At 41.3% G+C, this 21,552-nt stretch carries 16 protein-coding genes and 1 tRNA gene; 2 read left to right on the top strand and 15 right to left on the bottom strand.

Features of this window, described 5'->3' with window-relative positions:
- Positions 1-37: 37 nt before the first annotated feature.
- Positions 38-1,876: a translational GTPase TypA gene (typA, locus tag DXA07_RS08835; protein WP_117821949.1), complete on the top strand. Its 1,839-nt coding sequence runs from the start codon at positions 38-40 to the stop codon at positions 1,874-1,876.
- A 128-nt stretch (positions 1,877-2,004) separates the two neighbouring features.
- Here the strand turns inward: typA and DXA07_RS08830 are convergent, their stop codons facing one another.
- From DXA07_RS08830 to aspS, 3 genes are all read right to left on the bottom strand, one after another.
- Positions 2,005-2,607: a TIGR04100 family radical SAM protein gene (locus tag DXA07_RS08830; RefSeq protein ID WP_118484305.1), complete on the bottom strand. Its 603-nt coding sequence runs from the start codon at positions 2,605-2,607 to the stop codon at positions 2,005-2,007.
- Between the two features lie 15 nt (positions 2,608-2,622).
- Positions 2,623-3,465: a pyridoxamine kinase gene (locus tag DXA07_RS08825; protein WP_118484303.1), complete on the bottom strand. Its 843-nt coding sequence runs from the start codon at positions 3,463-3,465 to the stop codon at positions 2,623-2,625.
- 92 nt (positions 3,466-3,557) lie between these two features.
- The gene (gene aspS, locus DXA07_RS08820) at positions 3,558-5,309 is read right to left on the bottom strand and encodes an aspartate--tRNA ligase (protein ID WP_021943673.1); all 1,752 of its coding nucleotides are present in this window, start codon (positions 5,307-5,309) and stop codon (positions 3,558-3,560) included.
- 962 nt (positions 5,310-6,271) lie between these two features.
- Between aspS and DXA07_RS08810 the strand changes: the two genes are divergently transcribed.
- Positions 6,272-7,660 (top strand): TrpB-like pyridoxal phosphate-dependent enzyme, encoded by a 1,389-nt coding sequence (locus tag DXA07_RS08810; protein ID WP_118484300.1) that lies wholly within the window; start codon positions 6,272-6,274, stop codon positions 7,658-7,660.
- A 122-nt stretch (positions 7,661-7,782) separates the two neighbouring features.
- On the opposite strand, the gene DXA07_RS08805 is transcribed toward DXA07_RS08810, so the two are convergent.
- From DXA07_RS08805 to DXA07_RS08750, 12 genes are all read right to left on the bottom strand, one after another.
- Entirely contained in the window at positions 7,783-8,721 is a 939-nt protein-coding gene (locus DXA07_RS08805) for a tRNA-dihydrouridine synthase family protein (protein WP_243013750.1), read from the bottom strand.
- A gap of 182 nt (positions 8,722-8,903) precedes the next feature.
- Positions 8,904-10,355 (bottom strand): IMP dehydrogenase, encoded by a 1,452-nt coding sequence (gene guaB, locus DXA07_RS08800; protein WP_008401827.1) that lies wholly within the window; start codon positions 10,353-10,355, stop codon positions 8,904-8,906.
- Between the two features lie 172 nt (positions 10,356-10,527).
- Positions 10,528-12,573, bottom strand: a complete 2,046-nt coding sequence (locus tag DXA07_RS08795; RefSeq protein ID WP_118484296.1) for an LTA synthase family protein — start codon at positions 12,571-12,573, stop codon at positions 10,528-10,530.
- Between the two features lie 558 nt (positions 12,574-13,131).
- Positions 13,132-13,203, bottom strand: a tRNA-Gly gene (locus tag DXA07_RS08790).
- A gap of 127 nt (positions 13,204-13,330) precedes the next feature.
- A complete protein-coding gene (gene lgt, locus DXA07_RS08785; protein WP_117821956.1) occupies positions 13,331-14,311 on the bottom strand; it encodes a prolipoprotein diacylglyceryl transferase in 981 nt (326 codons plus the stop codon).
- Positions 14,312-14,340: 29 nt separating this feature from the next.
- Positions 14,341-15,438, bottom strand: coding sequence for a redox-regulated ATPase YchF (gene ychF, locus DXA07_RS08780; protein WP_117807322.1), 1,098 nt, complete (start codon positions 15,436-15,438; stop codon positions 14,341-14,343).
- Between the two features lie 233 nt (positions 15,439-15,671).
- Positions 15,672-16,373 (bottom strand): TraX family protein, encoded by a 702-nt coding sequence (locus DXA07_RS08775; protein WP_008401875.1) that lies wholly within the window; start codon positions 16,371-16,373, stop codon positions 15,672-15,674.
- A gap of 19 nt (positions 16,374-16,392) precedes the next feature.
- Positions 16,393-17,601: a 23S rRNA (uracil(1939)-C(5))-methyltransferase RlmD gene (rlmD, locus tag DXA07_RS08770; RefSeq protein WP_118484294.1), complete on the bottom strand. Its 1,209-nt coding sequence runs from the start codon at positions 17,599-17,601 to the stop codon at positions 16,393-16,395.
- A gap of 107 nt (positions 17,602-17,708) precedes the next feature.
- Complete coding sequence (locus DXA07_RS08765; protein ID WP_348980803.1) at positions 17,709-18,311, bottom strand: prolyl-tRNA synthetase associated domain-containing protein; 603 nt, start codon at positions 18,309-18,311, stop codon at positions 17,709-17,711.
- Positions 18,283-19,962: a GGDEF domain-containing phosphodiesterase gene (locus DXA07_RS08760; protein ID WP_147352409.1), complete on the bottom strand. Its 1,680-nt coding sequence runs from the start codon at positions 19,960-19,962 to the stop codon at positions 18,283-18,285. The genes DXA07_RS08765 and DXA07_RS08760 overlap by 29 nt, the downstream gene beginning before the upstream one ends.
- A gap of 154 nt (positions 19,963-20,116) precedes the next feature.
- Positions 20,117-20,602 carry a low molecular weight protein-tyrosine-phosphatase gene (locus DXA07_RS08755; protein ID WP_118484290.1) on the bottom strand — a complete coding sequence of 162 codons (486 nt, stop codon included), beginning with the start codon at positions 20,600-20,602 and terminating at the stop codon, positions 20,117-20,119.
- Between the two features lie 195 nt (positions 20,603-20,797).
- Positions 20,798-21,211, bottom strand: a complete 414-nt coding sequence (locus DXA07_RS08750) for a hypothetical protein (RefSeq protein WP_117807318.1) — start codon at positions 21,209-21,211, stop codon at positions 20,798-20,800.
- Positions 21,212-21,552: the final 341 nt, after the last annotated feature.

The raw sequence follows: 21,552 nt of genomic DNA, 5'->3' as shown, positions 1-21,552 counted from the left end.
TAAGTAATTTTAATATCATAAAGAAAGAGTGAAAAAAATGAAGATTACCAGAGATGATATCAGAAATGTTGCGATTATTGCCCATGTTGACCATGGTAAAACAACATTGGTGGATGAACTTTTGAAACAGAGTGGTGTATTCCGTGATAATCAGGAAGTTACCGAGCGTGTCATGGACTCAAATGATATTGAACGTGAACGAGGTATCACGATTCTTTCCAAAAACACTGCCGTCCGTTATGGTAAGACAAAGATCAACATTATCGACACTCCGGGACATGCTGATTTCGGCGGTGAAGTAGAACGTGTCCTGAAGATGGTAAATGGTGTTATTCTTGTTGTTGATGCTTTCGAAGGTGCCATGCCACAGACCAAATTCGTTCTGAAGAAAGCATTGGAGCTGAACCTCAGTGTTATTGTATGTGTAAATAAATGTGACCGTCCTGAAGCTCGTCCTAAAGAGGTTGTAGATGAAGTTCTTGAGCTTCTGATCGAATTGGATGCAAATGACGATCAGCTTGACTGCCCATTTGTATTTGCATCAGCAAAGACAGGTGTTGCTTCTCTTGATCCAGATGAACCGGGTACAGATATGAAGCCACTGTTTGATACCATCGTTGATTATATTCCTGCTCCTACCGGTGATCCGGATGCAGGTACACAGGTTCTGATCAGCACGATCGACTACAATGAATATGTAGGCCGTATCGGTGTTGGCAAGGTTGACAACGGTAAGGTCGTTGTAAATGAGCCTGTTGTTATTGTTAATGAACACGACCCTGACAGAATGTTAAAGGTTAAGATCGGTAAGCTCTATGTTTACGAGGGTCTGAATAAAGTAGAAGTAAATGAAGCAGACATCGGATCGATCGTAGCCATCTCCGGTATTGCAGATGTTAATATCGGTGATACGATCTGTTCTCCTGAAAATCCGGAACCAATCCCATTCCAGAAAATTTCAGAGCCAACTATTTCCATGACATTCATGGTAAATGATTCTCCTTTCGCCGGTAAGGAAGGAAAGTTTGTAACCTCCAGACATTTACGTGACAGATTGTTCCGTGAATTAAATACAGATGTCAGTCTCCGTGTAGAAGAAACAGAAACAACAGAAGCTTTTAAGGTATCCGGTCGTGGCGAACTTCACTTATCCGTCCTGATCGAGAACATGAGACGTGAAGGATATGAATTTGCAGTCAGCAAAGCCGAAGTTATCTATAAGACAGACGAACGCGGTAAGAAGCTTGAACCATTTGAGATTGCATATATCGATGTTCCGGATGAATTTACCGGAACAGTTATTAATATGTTAAATTCCAGAAAGGGTGAGCTTCAGGGTATGGCTCCTACCGGAAACGGTACAACCAGACTGGAGTTCCTTGTACCTTCCCGTGGACTGATCGGTTTCCGTGGTGACTTCATGACTGCTACAAAGGGAAATGGTGTTATCAATACGATCTTTGATGAATATCTCCCATATAAGGGTGATATGAACTATCGTTCACAGGGTTCTCTGATCGCATACGAGACCGGTACTTCTATCACTTATGGTCTGTTCAATGCACAGGAAAGAGGTACACTGTTCATCGGACCAGGTGAACCTGTATATGCCGGAATGGTTATCGGTGAAAATGGACGTACCGATGATATCGAAGTAAATGTCTGCAAGAAGAAACAGTTGACCAACACTCGTTCTTCCGGTGCTGATGATGCATTAAAGCTGACACCTCCTAAGGTACTCAGTCTGGAGCAGGCACTTGACTTCATCGATACAGATGAGCTTCTTGAGATCACTCCTAAGAGCTTCCGTATCCGTAAGAAGATCCTTGATCCTACACTTCGTTTCCGTGCTAAGAGAGATGCCGGAAATAAATAAGCATTTATGTTATAATAATAAATATTACAGTAAGACCGCAGGCAGCCTGATCGCTACCTGCGGTCTTTATTTGTAGGATAACAAGAAAAGCCCTGTATTTTCATACAGAGCTTTTCTTATCAGATTTATTAATCCTCCCATGGGCGGATTCTGTATTTTGCACCGATTGAATCACAGATTCTCCGGCATTCTTCCTCTTCCTCTTTTGTAATCGTGGTATCTACAGTCGTCATAACTACATTTGGTACATACTTTGTAGAACTTCTTGCAAAGCCAAGCATCGCATCAAAGGATTTATCTCCAAACTTACTTCTGACCAGTTCATGATACCGATCTGCATTCGGCGTATTCAAGCTGATCGATACCGTATCGATCAGGCCTTCCATCTCCGGTGTGATATCTCTGCCATTCACAAGATTTCCCAACCCATTCGTATTCAAACGCATCGGCATATGATAAGTCTCCTTTACAAATGCCGCAACCTTCTTCAACACCTCAAAGGCTTCCGTCGGTTCTCCGAATCCACAGAACACAACCTCATTAAACCGGCTCATATCGAATTTTGCAAATTCAGCAATCACTTCTTCTGCTGATGGTTCCCTCTCTAACCACAGACTCTTTGATTCACCAACATGATCCATGTTCTGTCTGAGACAGAATGTACATGCACATGGGCATTTATTTGTCAGATTTACATACAGATTATTATGAACTTTATATAATATCTCCATACTATTCGCCTCCTGTTATCTGGCAAGCTTGTACAGACATTCCTCAAAACACACTCCATCGGTCAATGGAAGCTCCATCTCAACGGAACGTTTGATACATTCTTTAATAAATACACTTGCCTTCTTAACTGATTCTGTAAAATCTACATTATTTACGGCATCCGCCGCAAGAATCGCCGAAAAGACATCTCCGGTACCGGAGCGCGACTCTCCGATCTTCTTTGTCTTCACAACGGTTACTTTTTCATTTTCATAGCAGAAGTTAGCAAGGAAGCTTCCCCGCCTGATTCCTGTTATCACAACTTTTGCCTGTCTGCTCTCTGACTGTGCTACCAGCTTCTCCGCCATAACTTTCAATTCATCCATATGCCAGTCATCCTTATATGGTGTATCCGTCAGAACACATGCCTCTGTGGTATTTGGAGTAAGGATATCAGCAAACCGCACCAGCTTTTTCATCTGCTGGCACAGTTCGTCTGTATAGGTCGGATATGGTTTGCCATAGTCGCCCATTACCGGATCCACGATCACCTTTGTCTCCGGTCTTTTAAAATCCGTAAGAAACCGTTCCACTATACTGATCTGCTCACTGGAACCCAGAAATCCGGTACAGACACCGGAAAACTGCAGATCCAGCTTCTTCCATTCATCGATATACCTCTGCATATGATCTGTAAAATCTTCATAATAGAAGCTTTCAAACCCCGTATGATTGGAAAATATCGATGTCGGAACCGGACAGCACTGAACCTTCATTACAGAAATGATCGGCATTGCTACTGCTATGGAGCAGCGTCCAAATCCTGAGTAATCATTTATAACTGCTATCTTTTTCTGGTTATTATGCGAGCCCTGCATATCTTATGCACCTTTCTAACATAAAATCTTGGGTGTATATCAAAATAATCTTCTATCCGGTCATCTTATACATAAATACCTGATTTCCTCTGTTACTGTCTTACCTTGATATGAACCTCACGGAGCTGCTGCTCTGTAACCTCACCAGGAGCGCCACACATCAGATCCTGTGCATTTCCGTTCATAGGGAACGGAATGATCTCACGAATATTTTCTTCATTACGAAGGAGCATGATCATACGATCAACACCAGGAGCCATACCTGCATGTGGTGGTGCGCCAAACTGGAATGCATTGTAAAGTGCTCCAAACTTTGTCTTCAGATCTTCTTCTGTGTATCCTGCGATTTCAAATGCTTTTACCATAATCTGCATGTCGTGATTTCTGACAGCACCGGATGAAAGCTCGATACCATTGCATACGATATCATACTGGTATGCGAGAACATCTAACGGATTCTTCTCATTTAGAGCTTCCAGACCACCCTGTGGCATGGAGAACGGATTATGTGTAAAGATGATCTTCTTTGTTTCCTTATCGTACTCGTACATAGGGAAATCGTTAATATAGCAGAATCTGTATGCATTCTTCTCGATCATATCAAGTCTTGCACCGATCTCATTACGAAGCTGTCCAGCAAAGGAAGCTGCCAGTTCTTCTACATCGGCAATGAAGAAGATAGTATCTCCTGCTTTCAGATTTGCAAGCTCTGCGATCTCGCTCTTCATATCATCCGGAATGAACTTATCGATTGGTCCCTTGTATGTCATATCGTCCAGAACTTCCAGATATCCAAGACCACCCATACCGATAGACTGAGCATACTTTAAGAGCTTCTCATGCTGTCCCTTTGACAGTTTCTTCGGTACATTGATCGCACGTACAGTCTTGCCGTGGAATGGCTTAAATGTACATCTCTGGAAGAAATCTGTCAGATCGATGATACGAAGCGGGTTACGAAGATCCGGCTTATCCGTACCGAATTCTAACATTGCCTGCTTATAGCTGATGATCGGATAAGGAGCCTGTGTTACAACAGAGCCTTCCGGTGCAAATTTCTCAAATGTTGCTGAGAGGACTTCCTCTCCTACTTTAAATACATCTTCTTGTGTTGCAAAGCTCATCTCAAAATCGAGCTGATAGAACTCACCCGGTGAACGGTCTGCTCTTGCATCCTCGTCACGGAAGCATGGTGCGATCTGGAAGTATTTGTCAAATCCTGCAACCATCAGAAGCTGCTTGTACTGCTGTGGAGCCTGTGGCAGAGCATAGAACTTGCCTTTAAATTTTCTGGATGGAACAATATAGTCTCTTGCACCTTCCGGTGATGAAGCACACAGAATCGGTGTCTGGATCTCTAAGAATCCCATCTCTGTCATCTTCTGACGAAGGAAGCTGATCACCTGTGAACGGAAGATCATATTATCCTTTACTTTTTTATTTCTAAGATCCAGATATCTGTATTTGAGTCGGACATCTTCCCTTGTCTCCTTGGATGTCATGATCTCAAACGGAACCTGCTTGTATACTCTTCCAAGCACTTCTACGGAATGTGCCTCCAGTTCGATCGTTCCTGTCGGGATCTTTGGATTGTATGTCTCCTCATCTCTGTGCTCGATCACACCTGAGATGGATACACAATCCTCTTTTGTAAGTCCATCTAATAATGAAGTGTCTCTCATAACTACCTGAAGAACACCATACATATCTCTCAGGTCGATGAAGGATACACCACCATGGTCACGGATGTTCTCGATCCATCCTGCCACCTTCAGCTCTGCGCCAACGTCGCCTTCGCTGATCTCATTTAAGGTTCTGTTACGATAAATGTTTGAAATGGTCATTGTCTGCATTATCTCCTTTAACTGATTTTTATATTTCACAGGTTGCATAAAAAAAGAACTATGCCTGCCCTGCATCCAGGACGAACATAATTCATATCCGCGGTACCACCTGATTTACTGTCTCTTATCTGACAGTCCCTTTCCTTGTTTCACGCACAATTGCGGCGCACCTACTACTGTGAGATCCATTTCGCAGAACAACCATCTCGCATTTTCCGGTCATCTTTGCAAATGTCTTCTTCACGGGTTCAGCTTGCAGCTGTTAGAGTGTTATTCACGCTTATTCATTCTGCCGGATTCTCACCACCGCCGGCTCTCTGGGAGCGATAAAAAGCGCTACTTCTCTCCGTCTTCGCCTTTTCAATGTGTCAATTATATAGCAGGGAAAATGGCTTGTCAACGGACTTTTCTTAAAAATACACCCCCATTCATAAAAAAATACTTGCCACATAAAAACAATTATGCTAGTATTGCTTTAAACCGTTGAAGGAGAGTAAGTACATGATGTGACAAACATCCCAGAGAGCTGCCGCCGGTGGAAGGCAGTATGTTTTCCATGATGGAATGGACTCCCGAGGGCAAGCTGAACGATGTGGTACGATTCCTGTATATGCATTCTGTATGTAAGCCGGAGATGATACTCCGTTAAGAACGAGATATCTGTAATGTATGTATTTGCAGACAATGAGCGGGCGTATCTGATACGTCAAGCCGGGTGGCACCGCAGGAAACAGTTTCTAATGAACAATCTCCTGTCCCAGCATTTTTATACTGGGGCAGTTTTTTTATGTCTTAATATCTATCACAAATCCATGCAAAATTCTTTGCCCACAAGGATGATGATTTTGCAAAATGCATGACATTATAAAATTCCCCGGAACATATTTATATATCCCATCAAAGATAACCGGGATAACTTAAACTATTTATACAAATGAATCAAGCATTGGAGGGTTATGATTATGAAAAAAGATGCAAACATTCCTTACAAAATCTATTTAAGTGAAAACGAGATCCCAAAAGAGTGGTATAACGTACGTGCCGATATGAAGAACAAGCCGGCACCTCTGTTAAATCCGGGAACACTTCAGCCAATGACAGCCGATGATCTTCGTCCTGTATTCTGTGACGAACTGATCGCGCAGGAGCTGGATGACACCACTCCATACATCCCGATTCCACAGGAAATTCAGGACTTCTATAAAATGTACCGTCCTGCTCCACTGGTTCGTGCATACTGTCTGGAAGAAAAGCTGCAGACACCAGCTAAGATCTACTACAAATTTGAAGGAAACAACACAAGCGGCAGCCACAAATTAAACTCCGCTATCGCTCAGGCTTATTATGCTAAGCAGCAGGGTTTAAAGGGTGTTACAACCGAGACCGGTGCCGGTCAGTGGGGAACCGCCCTCTCTATGGCATGCTCCTACTTTGGTCTGGACTGTCAGGTATATATGGTTAAGGTTTCCTATGAACAGAAGCCATTCCGTCGTGAAGTTATGCGTACCTACGGTGCAACCGTAACTCCATCTCCTAGTACCACAACAGAGGTTGGCCGTAAGATCCTTGCTGAGCATCCTGGAACAACCGGAAGCCTTGGCTGTGCCATCTCAGAAGCTGTTGAAGCAGAGTCCAAGCAGGAAGGCTATCGTTATGTACTCGGAAGTGTACTGAATCAGGTATTACTTCACCAGACTGTCATCGGTCTTGAAACAAAAGCAGCACTTGACAAATATAACATCACACCGGATATCATCATCGGATGTGCCGGCGGCGGTTCAAACCTCGGTGGTCTGATCTCCCCATTTGCAGGCGAGGTTCTCCGTGGCGAGAAGGACTACCAGATCATCGCTGTAGAACCGGCATCCTGCCCAAGTCTGACAAGGGGTGTCTATGCCTATGATTTCTGTGATACCGGCAAGGTATGTCCACTGGCAAAGATGTACACCCTCGGAAGCGGATTCATTCCTTCACCAAACCATGCAGGCGGACTTCGTTATCACGGTATGAGCCCTGTTGTATCCCAGCTCTATCATGATGGCATCATCGAAGCCAGAAGTGCTGAACAGACAGCAGTATTTGAAGCAGCAACCCAATTTGCAAGAGTGGAAGGTATTCTTCCTGCTCCTGAAAGCAGCCACGCGATCCGTGTTGCTATCGACGAGGCACTGAAATGTAAAGAAACCGGGGAAGAAAAGACGATCGTCTTTGGTCTGACCGGAACCGGATATTTCGATATGGTTGCTTATGGCAAATATAACGATGGTGAGATGAGCGATTATATTCCTACCGACGACGATCTGAAGGCAGGTTTTGACGGAATCCCTCATTTTCCCGGAAATGAGTTCTAAACTTCCCCTATAAAAAAGGAAGCTGGCAATACATATTATTGTCAGCTTCCTTTTTCTAGTATCAACTTATAGGATATACTTCATGCTAATATCTTTTTCTCATTTTTATTCTGTTTTCTTCATTACCGCAACAGCTTCCGGACTTCGGTGTTGTAGGTATCCGGATCGTTGGCTTTGCGGATCTTTTTTAATATCTTCTGCTGGTCGGGAGCTTCAAAAAGACATTCCATAAACGACCACAACTCTTTCATCTTAAACATGACATTTCTCGCCCCAAGCCCTGCTTCCATATAACCGGCAAACAGTTCATCGTGGAATGCCAGAAGGATTCCTGCGTTATAGCAGCACCTCTGTTCTGCAATCTCCTGTGGAAGAAACGGATTTCCTATGATTCCACGTCCGATCATGATCTTATCAACCTGTGGATATCGTTTCTGAATATTTTTATAGCCGGCAACATCGGTAATATCACCATTATAGCAAAGGACACTTTCTGTCTGCTCTCCGTATCGTTCTACTGCCAGATCGAACATAGCAAGATCTACGCTGCCACCATAATAATCTTCTCTGGTTCTTGGATGAATGATCACTTCGGTAAATGGATATTTCATTAATACATCCAGTATATCCGGGAATTCATCTGCAAATTCCATTCCCAGTCTGGTCTTTACCGATATTTTGCAGATACCGGCTGCAAATATCTCCTCAAGGAAATGATCCAGCTTTGTGGAATCTGCCAGCATTCCTGAACCTTTTCCTTTTGAAACAACCGTACCGGAAGGACAACCCATGTTTATATTGATCTCATCATATCCCATATCAGCTAAAGCTTTTGCCGCTTTTATAAAGCCTTCTGAATGATTCGTCAGAATCTGCGGGATCACTGTTATTCCGGTATTATGTTCAGGGAGAACATCAGTCAGCTCACGATGTCTGAACGGTTTCCCCTTTGCCGGAGCAATAAAAGGCGTAAAATACCGGTCGATTCCTCCAAAGTATTTCTGATATGCATTTCTGTATATATATCCGGTTATCCCCTCTAAAGGTGCCAGATAAAGCATCTTAATTCTCCTTCCAATTATTAAAACATATGTCATCATGATAATCGCAGATACAGACGTCTTATACTTTTATGTCATCACAGCTGTCGCCAGGCTCAGTACTCAAATATAGCCAGTGATATATGTTATCTGCATATTCTCACCGGCTATATTCTGACTTATATTTCTATTATATACTTTTATTACTCTACACTGTAGTTTGGAGCTTCCTTTGTGATATGGATATCATGTGGATGACTCTCTTTTAATGACGCTGCTGAGATCTTAACAAACTCTGCTTTCTCATGTAATTCAGGAATGTTATGAGCACCACAGTATCCCATACCGGAACGAAGTCCGCCAATCAACTGGAATACAGTATCTTCTACAGAACCCTTGTATGCAACACGTCCTTCTACACCTTCCGGAACAAGCTTCTTTGCATTCTCCTGGAAGTATCTATCCTTGCTGCCGTTCTCCATAGCTGCGATAGAACCCATACCTCTGTATACCTTGTACTTACGTCCCTGATATAATTCGAAGTCACCAGGAGCTTCATCTGTACCTGCAAATAAGCTACCCATCATACATACATTTGCACCTGCTGCAATTGCCTTTGTGATATCTCCTGAGTACTTGATACCACCATCAGCGATAACAGGAATACCTGCATTCATAGCTGCATCATATGCTTCCATAATAGCTGTGATCTGTGGTACACCGATACCTGCAACAACACGGGTTGTACAGATAGAACCAGGTCCGATACCAATCTTAACTGCATCTACACCCATATCGATCATTGCCTGTGTACCGGCCTTAGTCGCTACATTACCGGCGATAACCTGAAGATCCGGATACTTCTCCTTTACCATCTTGAAAGTACGAAGTACATTTGCTGAATGTCCATGTGCTGTATCAATAACAATAGCATCAACCTTTGCTGATACAAGTTCAGCGACACGATCCAGAATATTTGCTGTACATCCAACGGCTGCTGCACAGAGAAGTCTTCCCTGTGGATCCTTAGCAGAATGTGGATATTTGATCGTCTTTTCAATATCCTTAATTGTGATAAGTCCTTTTAATCTGAAATCATCGTCAACGATCGGAAGCTTTTCTTTGCGAGCCTTTGCAAGAATCTTCTTTGCTTCCGGTAATGTAATGCCTTCCTTTGCTGTGATCAGACCTTCTGAAGTCATTGACTCGCTGATCTTCTTGGAATAATCTTCTTCAAACATCAGGTCACGGTTTGTAATGATACCGACTAATTTGCCATCCTCTGTGATAGGCACACCTGAAATTCTGAACTTTGCCATAAGTGCATTTGCATCGGCAAGTGTATGCTCAGGAGATAAATAAAATGGGTCAGAAATTACACCATTCTCAGAACGCTTAACCTTATCTACTTCCTCTGCCTGCTCCTCGATTGACATATTTTTGTGAATAACACCGATACCACCCTGACGAGCCATAGCGATAGCCATTCTGTGCTCTGTTACGGTATCCATACCGGCACTCATAAGAGGAATCTGAAGCTGTATTTTCTTTGTTAAGTTAGTTGTTAAATCCACGTCATTTGGAAGCACCTCAGAATATGCAGGTACTAATAATACGTCATCAAATGTAATTCCTTCGCCTATGATCTTACCCATTTTTTTCTCTCACTTTCTTTTTTTTATTTGTAAGTTGATATAACAGGAGCATTCAAACGAACGCTCCTGTTATATCCAAAATATATGATGCTATGCTATCAAATAACCTATTTAATGTCAAGATTATTTATTACCAAAAAATTTCTTTTTTATGAGGAATTATCAGTTATCTTTAATTTTCTGCTACCGGAGCCTGATAAATAAACGCTTCCGACTTTCCGATATCAATGCTGTCATCACCAACCTGAGCAACATAGACTTCCTCGCCATCGTCAAACGTGATATCAGGAATAAACAGAGTATTCCGGTCTATATAGATTGTTTCCTTCTTGAATCCGTTGTTGATCCAAACAAAACTGCATTCATTGAAATTCTCACCCTTGATATAATATCCATGGAGCTGCTCCGGCGCTTTCTCCGGGTCATCGGACAATTTCTGATAATCGCCTTCTTTTATATCCGTAATATAGATTGGTTCTACACCATACTGCATATCGGTAGGCTCATATGGCCAGCCATCCGGATACATATATCGCTTACCGTATAACATATCATATTCTACATTCCACATTACATCGCTGTATTCAGGATCATCTTCGCTGTAAAGTGTATGCACCTTCTGCATGGCACTCTTTTCAAGTCCGATCACATCAAACAGCTTCGTACTCAGATCATAAGCCGGAATGTCTTCATCTTTATCAATGAAATGCTTCATATTGCTCCATATGAAATATTCCGTCTGGTACAAATTTCCATTCTCTACGTCATCATTTGTCAGTTCAAATCCCGGTAAATGATCACCATACATTACCAGTACTACATCTTCATCATAATTCTTCAGTTCTTCAATTAAATCCTTGATAAATTCATCCATCTCATGAAGCTGATTGCAATAATATGTCCATTCATTGTCCAGTTCTTCACTTCCCGTACCTGTTACTTTTACCGGATAAGAATAATTCTCATAATCTAATTCACTCGGATATCTTCCATGTCCCTGAACACTGACCGTGAAGATAAAATCCCTGTCCTCTGTAGATTTCAGGGTCTTCATGATCTCTCCGGTCAGTACATTATCCTTTTCCCAGTTTTTCTGGGTATGCTCTACGTCATACATGTATTCCATAGGGGTAAATGTATCAAAGCCAAGATTCTTGTATACGATATAACGGTCATAGAATGTACCGTCATGGTTATGCATCGCATGAGTAGAATAACCAAGCTTTTTAAACTGTGTCGCCATCGTCTCACAGGTTGTGCTTCCAAGTACCGTCTTATATGGATATTCACCAGCACCGAAGTATGCCACATCAAATCCGGAAAGCACCTCAAATTCCGAATTTGCCGTTCCCGCTCCGATTGCAGGCATCGTAAGGAAACCGGACGAACATTCTTCTTTTAATTTTGTGAAATTCGGAATCGGATTCATATTAAAAGATAATTCTTTTACATAAGATGGATCCATGAAAGATTCCAACTGAACTACAATTACGTTTGGCTTTCTCTTTGCAAATTTTGCTCCCGAAGCTTTCACCGTATCCAGATCATCCTTGATCTCAAGCATCTTTTCTTCACTGTAATCTGACGGCTCGCTGATTCCGACATCCACTACACTGTTTGAAAAGCAATATACAAAACCATATTTATCGTATGCTGTTGCCAGATTTGCAAAGTTATCCGAGATTGCCTGTGCATTTAATGCAATCTTTGTAAACAGCATAACCATACAGAAAGATGCAACGATCAGAACCGTTGTACGAATCCTGTAAATATTTCCCTGGATTGTCGGGGACTTTAAGAACAATATGATAACCGCTGCCAGTGCAACAAATAACGCTGCACCGATGAATACAATCTGCCATACTGAGAAATACTTATCAATGATGGTGATCGTATTTCTCGCCATCAGCATATCGATCGCTGAAAACGGAGTGATACGAAAACCTAAAACAATACAGTTCGTTACACCACAAAGCAGCCATGCAAATGAAATAATACCATAACCAAACACTCTCTTACGCATCAGCAGTGCCAATGTCAAAGTAAAAAAGATAATGGAACAGTTATACAGGAACACCAATGGTTCATTCACAATATATTTCATCGTATTGATAAATGAGTGTCTTCCCAATATCTCCAAAATAATATCCAGCACAATTGCAATCGCAACACACTGGAATATAGCTGTACTACACAATTTCTTCAATTTGTCTTTCATCTAAAACTCCATTCTGCCGTGATTCGGCAACCACTAACCAAATACTTAATGCAATCCTGTTATCTTATTCATAAACCGGTAATTTCAGAATAAGATTAAACCGGTTTCATTATAGCATTCCTTTCTTTTTATTCAATCCGCAAATTTTACAAATAATTACCTCATTTTTTCATTTTTTGCGTAATTTTTACTTACTTTTCTTCTATCTATATCTTTGGGAATGCTTTATATGATGGAAAATATCATATTTCGGAGGAAACTACAATAAAACAATTATTAAATCTTCTTTAGGATTATTAAGATGATTAAGACTTTGAGCCCAAATGAGCCACTGCCATTTATCGTAAAACACGCATGACTCTCCTCCTTTCGATTCCGATCCGATCTGCATGGAACGCCGGGCACGATAAATTCGTTGTGCCCGCGTTCCAGCATCGGATCATCGAAAGTCAGTCGTCTATGCTACTGTTTTTCTGATAAATGGCAGTGGCTCATTGAGGTTCAAAGTATCAACCATAAAAAAAGAAGCCTTAAATCTTAAGACTTCTAAAAAATAAGAGCGCGAGACGGGGATCGAACCCGCGACCCCCTCCTTGGCAAGGAGGTGCTCCACCGCTGAGCCACTCGCGCATTTTCCATTGTTGTGATTTGTTTGCCTCACAACAATGGATATGTTATCATAAGACGTTGTATCTGTCAACAACTTTTTTCAACTTTTTTAAATATTTTTTTCACGCAATGAATTACCGCATTGAGCCTAGTTGTTTTCATCCTCTGAAGGCGCCTGAACAGACTCATTTTCAATGGTCTGCAACTGCCCTTTTGCTCTGCGAACATAGCCAACGATGAGCACAACTGCACCAACTAAAAAGCATGCAAATCCAAGAAGCTGTGATACACGGATACCGGAATTGCCGATCATTAAGGAATCTGTACGAAGTCCTTCAACGATACATCTTCCAAGTCCATAGCCTGCTACATAGATAAATGCGAATTCACCTGTAAACTTCTGATGCTTTCTATATATAAGAAGAAAGATCAGCAACATCAGATTCCAGAGTGACTCATACAGGAACGTAGGATGTACTGTTATACATTCCATACCATGAAGTGTCTGTGTATTTGCAAGCATGGTATCTGAGATCACTCCACTGTTGATCAGACTGTTTAGTGTTCCTTCATGTCTGTAATAATCAAGAGGGATTCCCATCGCAAATACAGAATCTGTATACGCACCAAACGCCTCCCTGTTGAAGAAATTGCCCCAGCGTCCAAGGATCTGTCCGATCAGCAGACCAAACGCTGCTGTGTCGGCAAGCCGAAGCACATTTACCTTCCGCTTCTTCGCAAAGATGCATCCGGTAATAACACCAGCAATTACACCACCATAGATCGCAAGTCCGCCACCTCTGATATTTAACATGCCAAGGATGGTTTCTTTTATATTTCCCGCCACTATATACTGATCCAGCCGGAACAATATATAATAAATTCTTGCGCCTAAGATTACCGGAATGATCAGGATCAGGATAAAGTCCAGATACATTTCCGGATCCTGTCCTGTTCGTTTCGCTTCATTTGTCACAAGGAAGTAGGCAAGGATAAATCCACACATAATGATGATACCATAAAACCGGATCTCAAAGCTGCCAATGGATATATGATCACCTACATGCTTCAGGAAGATTCCCAAATGCGGAAAGATAATACTGTTAAAATATTCTGAAATTGTTTCCATTTTCTTGTTATCTCCTAAAGGAAGCTGTTTTATACATTGAACTTAAAGAGGATGACATCTCCGTCCTCTACCACATATTCTTTACCTTCCTGTCTTACCAGACCTTTTTCTTTGGCAGCTACCATATTGCCACATTCCATAAGATCTTTATAGCTTACAACCTCTGCCTTGATGAATCCACGCTCAAAATCAGAATGGATCTTGCCGGCTGCTCCCGGCGCTTTTGTTCCCTTCTTGATCGTCCATGCTCTGGATTCTGTCTCACCGGCTGTCAGATAACTGATCAGTCCAAGCAGTGAATAGCTTGCCTTTATCAGTTTATCAAGACCGGATTCTTTTACTCCAAGATCTTCCAAAAACATTTTCTTTTCTTCGTCATCCAGTTCTGCCAGCTCCTGCTCGATCTGTGCACAGACAACAAACACTTCTGAATCAAATTCTTTTGCGTATTCTTTTACTTTCTGAACATGCTCATTTGATGCTCCATCATCTGCTACATCGTCTTCGCTTACATTTGCTGCGAAAATAACCGGTTTCCATGTAAGAAGGTTGTATTCCTCGATCCAACCCTGTTCGTCCTCATCTGTTACTTCAAGAGTCTTTGCAAGCTTGCCTTCCTCCAAATGCGCTTTGATACGCTGCTGGAAATCCAGCTCCTTTGCAAGCATCTTATCATTTCTTGCACCTCGTATCGTCTTTGCTATTCTACGATCCAGAACTTCGATATCGGAAAAAATCAGCTCCAGATTGATTGTTTCAATATCACGGATCGGATCAACCGAACCATCTACATGAATAACATTTGTATCTTCAAAGCATCTGACAACATGAACGATCGCATCTACCTCTCTGATATTTGCAAGGAACTGGTTTCCCAGACCTTCGCCTTTGGATGCGCCCTTTACGAGTCCTGCGATATCTACGAATTCAATAACTGCAGGAGTGGTCTTTGCTGAGTGATACATCTCTGTCAGCTTGTCTAACCTCTCATCCGGTACTGCAACAACACCTACATTTGGGTCGATGGTACAGAATGGATAGTTTGCTGATTCTGCACCTGCTTTTGTCAGAGAGTTAAATAATGTACTTTTTCCAACATTGGGAAGTCCAACTATGCCGAGCTTCATGGTTATAATTCCTCCTTAAAACCTTGATTTATAAGGTCATACAACTCATACCATTCAGCCATATTACATTATGTCAGATGGCCGTTCAAAGTTGATGCCACAAGGTAATTTTTCTCTGTATTCTTGTTCTTTACCTGTATAATGGCGCAAAAAAGCCCCAAAATAGCACGATGATTATACTACATTGGGGCATAAAATTCAATGATTATCAGCCGGTTGCCGTCAAATTACTGTCAAATTCCAAGACACATTCTCAGAATTCCCAATATCAGAAGATGCACCGGATAAAACAAATAGTTCACAAGCTTATTCTGCTTTCCACGCTTTCCATTATAAGTAAGCATCAGGCCAAAACCCAGAAGTGCCCATGGTTCCTTATACATCGATGCAAAATTAAACGGAATAGCAATAATCGGTCTGTCATGAAAAAGATACAGAAAATAACCGATCAACACCGCATGGGAATCATAATCCAGACTCAGATTCATGGCTATCAGACAAGTTACTGCTACAATTATAAAAGATACAAGATACCACAAGAACTTGGGCAGTGTCTGCATCTTTTTTTTCAGGGCATCAATAATCCAGATCATCGCCAACACCAGCGCAAGCGTAAACATGATATTATTCCAGTTTGGTTCAAAAAATACATTAGATGTACACATATCAAACGGAACCTCTGATATAATTCCAAATACCAGGAGTGTTCCCAAATATCTCCATCGATTTCTCGTTTTAAAATATCCCTCCACCAACAGGGAAATAAAGATAGGAAATGCGATCCTGCCTAATATATCAAACAGTTCACTCATAACTATTAAAGCCTTACTGTTAAAATATATGAAAAATGTTTTATTAACATGATCGATCAACATTGAAGCAAATGCTATATATTTCAGTTGTGCACCGGATAATAATTTTATCTTTTCTTTCATCTTTAATAACGTTCCTCTCCTACTTAAAAATAACTCTGTCTCTCGTCAATAGCGTAACAACCTCTGTATGCTCAGTAAATGGAAAGAGATCAAATGGTGTGATTTTCAACACCTGATAGCCATGTGTGGTCAGATACTTCAGATCTCTCGCAAGGGTATCCGGTCCACAGGAAATATAAACTACCTTACGCGGAGATAGAGTTACAACAGAAGAAAGAAATTCTTCTGTGCTTCCTGAACGAGGGGGATCCATAAACACAACATCAATCTGCTCATCTGCTTCTGCCAGTTCTACCATAAACCTGCCTGCATCATTTGCATAGAACTCGATATTTTCTATCTTATTCATCTGGCTATTGATCTTCGCATCGCGGATTGCTTCTGCATTCAGTTCCACACCGATCACTCGTTTTGCCCGGTCGCTTGCAATGATACCGATCGTTCCGATTCCACAGTATGCATCTATCACTGTCTCTTTCTTTTTCAGATCCGCATATTTGATCGCCTTGTTATATAATTTCTCCGTCTGAACAGAATTGATCTGGTAAAAGCTTCCCGGCGACAGACGAAACCGTTTGCCACAGAGAATATCTTCTATATAGCCCTTGCCATAGATGACCTGATTCCGGTCACCTAACACCATATTCGTATCCTTTGTATTAATATTCTGAACAATCGTTGTAATCTCCGGATGAAGCTTCAAAAGTGCATTTGCAAAATTCTTCTTCGACGGAAATACCGGAGATGCCGTCACAATGATCACCATGATCTGTCCGGTCTGATGTGCTGTTCGGATCAGCACATGACGGATCAGTCCATATCCGCTGTCTTCATTATAGATCATCATTTTAAATGACCGGAACAGCTCTGTGATATCCTGAATGATCGCATCCGCCCGCTGATCTTCGATCTTGCAGCCTTTTGTCTCTATGACATTATGAGTACCCTCCTGATATCGGCCGGAGATGATCGTACCATTCTTCAGTTTTCTGAATTCCGCACATACTTTGTTCCTGTAATAATACGGATTTTCCATTCCCACGATTGGATCGACCGGTGCAAATCCTGAAAGCAGCTTTTCCATCTCTGTCTGCTTCTTTACAAGTAATCTCCGGTATTCTTCGTCTGTATATTCGTATGCCACGGGGTTAGGTTTCTTATTTGGGGACTGGACTTTTCTGCCATCCGGTTTTCTATTTCCCGGCTGTCCCTTTATATTTTCTTTCATATTTTATTTCCTTTCAAATCTCTCGTCTAAACATAGCAAAAACCAAACACATGGTCAACAACATTTCCTTGAATGTATATGACTTATGGCCTGGTTTTTTCTTTGCTCTATGCTTTACCTGTCAGGACGACTTTTGTCATATCGTGTCCGACCGCATCCAGATACAATCCGAATACATCTGTCGTGTGCATCCGCAGACTGGATGTATTCACACATGGGTGGCAGCCAAGATACTCGCCTTTTAATATGTCTTCATCCACCAGCAGCCGTACATGATGCTCCGTATCATTCATCAGTCCCATGACACTGACAGCCCCCGGTTCGATATCCAGATATTTCTCCATGTCCTCAGCCGATGCAAATGACAGTCTTGCGCTCCCGATCTGTGAAGTGATCTCCTTCGTTTTAAACGGCTTGTCTCCCGGCATCATCAACAGATAAAACTGTGTCTTCTGACGATTGCACAGGAAAAGATTCTTACAGATTGTCGCCTGCAACATCTTATCAATCTCCTCACATACTTCCATCGTAAATGCCGGTTCATGGTCGACTCTCTTATATTCTATTCCAAGATGGTCAAGAAAATCATATACCCGAATCTCCTTCTCCAATCTTCCTTCCGTATTCTCCGGTCTTCCATCCAAAAGTTCCAACAGTACTTTGTCCTCCCGTTCCTTATATCTACCTCTGCTGCTCTGTCTGCTGTTCATCCAACATATGCTCAAACTCCGGAATCGGAACAGGCTTGGAAAAATAAAATCCCTGAGATACACTACATCCATTATCATAAAGGAAATCTGCCGTTCCTCGATTCTCTACGCCTTCTGCTATAATACTTAAGCCCAAATCATTTGACATGGATATCACATGAGAAATGATCGTCTTACCCTGTTTACTGTCCAAACATTCATCCAAAAACTGCCGATCCATCTTCAATACGTCAAATGGTGTATTCTTCAACATACAAAGGGAAGAATAACCCGATCCGAAATCATCCATTAACAATGTAAATCCCGCCTGTTTCAAACTATTGATATAAGACAATGATTCTGCATTCTCCGTTGTCTCCGTGATCTCTAACTGGAACAGCTCCATCGGAATCTGATATTTGTCGATCAGATTCTTGATATATCCTGCAACATCTTCTTTCTGAAGATAGGTTCTCGACACATTTACCGAGATTGGAAGTGGTTGCCTTCCGGTATCCAGCCATCTTCTGATAACTTTACATACCATCTCCCACATGAAACAGTCTAATTTGTATATAAATCCATTTGCCTCAAATACCGGAATAAATTCCATCGGCGACTTGCATTTTCCATTTGCATCAATCCAGCGCACAAGCGCCTCTGCTCCGACGATCTTCGCATGGCTTCTGTCATACTGGTACTTCGGCTGAAGATAAACCTGAAATTCTTCCCGTCTCAGAGCCTCCTCCTCAACTTCCTCGATCGCTCCCGTCTGTTTCACATGATTCATCAGCGTATCCTCATAGAATACAACCTTATTCAAAATCGTCCGCTTACCCTCTGCACGGGCAAGTCCTGCTTCATCTCCATGCTTGCGATATGCCGTTGAGCTGCCCGGTACGATATTCACTCCATATGTAATGCTTAACTTGATATCACCATATCTCCGAATTTTTTCATCAAGTTTATCAATAAATTCCATGATTTCTTCTCTGGAATTATAATAGGTCACGATCTGAAATACATCCGCTGACAATCTACAATGCAGATGTTCCTTATCACACATCACATCCAGCGTGTCATATATATACCGAAGAATATTATCTCCTGTATCACTGCCATACTTCTCATTGATATACTTAAATCTACGGACATCAAACTGAATATATGCATACTCCCGCTCTGGATGCTCTGCCTGAAAACGCGCAATCTTCTTGAGAAAGAATGCCGGATTCTTATCATTGCTAAACGATGTCACAATCTCCCGATTCTCTAATTCCTGTTTGCGCATGATCCGTATCATGCCCACATACTCCCGAATCAATCCTTTTTCATCTTTCTCAAGGTAACAAAGGACTGCCATCAGAGCTTTCTTCCCTGATCTGGTCTCAAGATGCACCCATGTCTCCAAATCATCCATCTTGATCGGCTCTTTTGTTCCCTGCTCAATCTGTCTATACAAATTGCACATTTTATTCTTCTCTGTTTCTTCTATACATGTGCAGTCGCAAAATGCTTTTAGTAAATTTTTATCATCCGGATTCAACTCATCAGGCAGAATATCATTTTCCTCAATCGTGTAAAACCGATCTTGCAGATTCGCGTAAAAATATATGGCGTCGCGGTGATTTTTCCTTATTCTGTTAATCTCTCTCCATGATTCAAATGCCATAATAATATCTTCTCCCAACAATGAATACTTACCTAATTTTACATGTTCTGTTCCCACCGGAACTTGCTATTATATATATATTAACATGTTCTTTAGCAAAAAGAAAGTTTGCATCCGACTTAATTATTCGGAAATTAAGTGAAATTTGGGTTAATCAATTACTTAATTTCTTGTTAATTGTCAACCAGTCAAGAAACGCCTGACAGCCTTCTACAACATCTTCATAAGTCTCCCGAAAATTTCCACTGTACCACGGATCTCTGACATCTGCATCTCGTCCGGCAAACTCCAGCATCTTATAGATCTTATCCCCACGTCTGTGTCCGGTCATTCGTTCAATATTCCTCATATTCATAGAATCCATACCGATCAGATAATCGTAATGATCATAATCTGAGGCTGTAAGCTGCACCGCCCGTTTGCCTTTGCAACTTATCCCATGTCTGGCAAGTTCTTCTCTTGCCGGCGGATACACCGGATTCCCAACACCATTCCAAATCTCTTCTGTGCTGGTGGCTGCCGATGTGATCTCAAACTGATCGGCAATACCACGTTTTGTTACTATATCTTTTAATATGAATTCTGCCATGGGGGAACGGCAGATGTTGCCGTGGCAGATGAAAAGTACGCGTATACTCATAAAAACTCCTTTCAAAATGCGCTGTTCTGCTGCCATTTGCAGCGATTTGCGCGGTGTTAATTCTTCTTTATGTATCGGTCATTTCTGTACATAAAATGCAAACCTTAGCAAAATATCGTAAGATGTGTACAGCAAACGTAGTAGAAACGGAGTAAAAAGTGGGTGGGGTTACTACTCCTTCATACCTGTATCCTTCTATACATTGTAACTAATATATTCTGGAATCTTACCTTCTTCCTGATATTTTCTAAATACATAAAATAAGATGCGGCATACCATCACATCGATATTCAGCTTGCCCTCCGTAACCTGCCAGCAATTACTACAATTTTCTACTTTTATTAAGCCTTCTTCCAACATTTTCCCATAATCAACTGATATAGGTATGCGCTTTGAAATAACTTTCCTCCTACCTGATTGCATCTTCTTTATTTTTTCATGTATCTCAGGTTCTACAAAACATTCTCTCGAAATAATAATCATTCCATCATATAAATGATTTTCGTTATTATATTCCAAATCATTCAGGTTATACCCACCATATTCGTATATTACATTCTGCTCATCTTCAAGAATTAAATTTGCGTGAGCGCCAATTCCTCTACTCATAAGATTATACCTATTTTATATTTCTCACTTCGCACTTGATATCTCTATTACATTTTGGACTTCAAGTACCAACTAATGCATTTTTTCTTTCTGTAATTGTTCAAATACATCGTCCCATTCTTTTTCATTTCGCCATTCATCATTCTTTTCTCTTACAGTTGTACCAACAGAATTGTATTTTGTGTTTTCTGATGCCAATTTATATACTTTATCATCATATTCATTTATTCTCTCTATTCTTTTTAGTGCATGTTCAACAAAAGCCTTGATTTTACTTGGTTTGTTGAACAGTTTACGAGTTACATATATTTACAAACTAGAGTTTCCCGGATACGAAGTAG

This window comes from Clostridium sp. AM54-37XD (assembly GCF_003478225.1).
Taxonomy (GTDB): Bacteria; Bacillota; Clostridia; order Lachnospirales; family Lachnospiraceae; genus Coprococcus; species Coprococcus ammoniilyticus.
The sequence above is the reverse complement of the archived record's forward strand: the minus strand, read 5'-3'. Positions and strand labels throughout refer to the sequence as shown.

What these genes read in the sequence shown, in the direction of transcription:
- typA (WP_117821949.1), top strand. Translation starts at nt 38, where the DNA reads ATGAAGATTACCAGAGATGATATCAGAAATGTTGCGATTATTGCCCAT.
- DXA07_RS08830 (WP_118484305.1), bottom strand. Translation starts at nt 2,607, where the DNA reads ATGGAGATATTATATAAAGTTCATAATAATCTGTATGTAAATCTGACA.
- DXA07_RS08825 (WP_118484303.1), bottom strand. Translation starts at nt 3,465, where the DNA reads ATGCAGGGCTCGCATAATAACCAGAAAAAGATAGCAGTTATAAATGAT.
- aspS (WP_021943673.1), bottom strand. Translation starts at nt 5,309, where the DNA reads ATGACCATTTCAAACATTTATCGTAACAGAACCTTAAATGAGATCAGC.
- DXA07_RS08810 (WP_118484300.1), top strand. Translation starts at nt 6,272, where the DNA reads ATGAAAAAAGATGCAAACATTCCTTACAAAATCTATTTAAGTGAAAAC.
- DXA07_RS08805 (WP_243013750.1), bottom strand. Translation starts at nt 8,721, where the DNA reads ATGCTTTATCTGGCACCTTTAGAGGGGATAACCGGATATATATACAGA.
- guaB (WP_008401827.1), bottom strand. Translation starts at nt 10,355, where the DNA reads ATGGGTAAGATCATAGGCGAAGGAATTACATTTGATGACGTATTATTA.
- DXA07_RS08795 (WP_118484296.1), bottom strand. Translation starts at nt 12,573, where the DNA reads ATGAAAGACAAATTGAAGAAATTGTGTAGTACAGCTATATTCCAGTGT.
- lgt (WP_117821956.1), bottom strand. Translation starts at nt 14,311, where the DNA reads ATGGAAACAATTTCAGAATATTTTAACAGTATTATCTTTCCGCATTTG.
- ychF (WP_117807322.1), bottom strand. Translation starts at nt 15,438, where the DNA reads ATGAAGCTCGGCATAGTTGGACTTCCCAATGTTGGAAAAAGTACATTA.
- DXA07_RS08775 (WP_008401875.1), bottom strand. Translation starts at nt 16,373, where the DNA reads ATGAAAGAAAAGATAAAATTATTATCCGGTGCACAACTGAAATATATA.
- rlmD (WP_118484294.1), bottom strand. Translation starts at nt 17,601, where the DNA reads ATGAAAGAAAATATAAAGGGACAGCCGGGAAATAGAAAACCGGATGGC.
- DXA07_RS08765 (WP_348980803.1), bottom strand. Translation starts at nt 18,311, where the DNA reads ATGAACAGCAGACAGAGCAGCAGAGGTAGATATAAGGAACGGGAGGAC.
- DXA07_RS08760 (WP_147352409.1), bottom strand. Translation starts at nt 19,962, where the DNA reads ATGGCATTTGAATCATGGAGAGAGATTAACAGAATAAGGAAAAATCAC.
- DXA07_RS08755 (WP_118484290.1), bottom strand. Translation starts at nt 20,602, where the DNA reads ATGAGTATACGCGTACTTTTCATCTGCCACGGCAACATCTGCCGTTCC.
- DXA07_RS08750 (WP_117807318.1), bottom strand. Translation starts at nt 21,211, where the DNA reads ATGAGTAGAGGAATTGGCGCTCACGCAAATTTAATTCTTGAAGATGAG.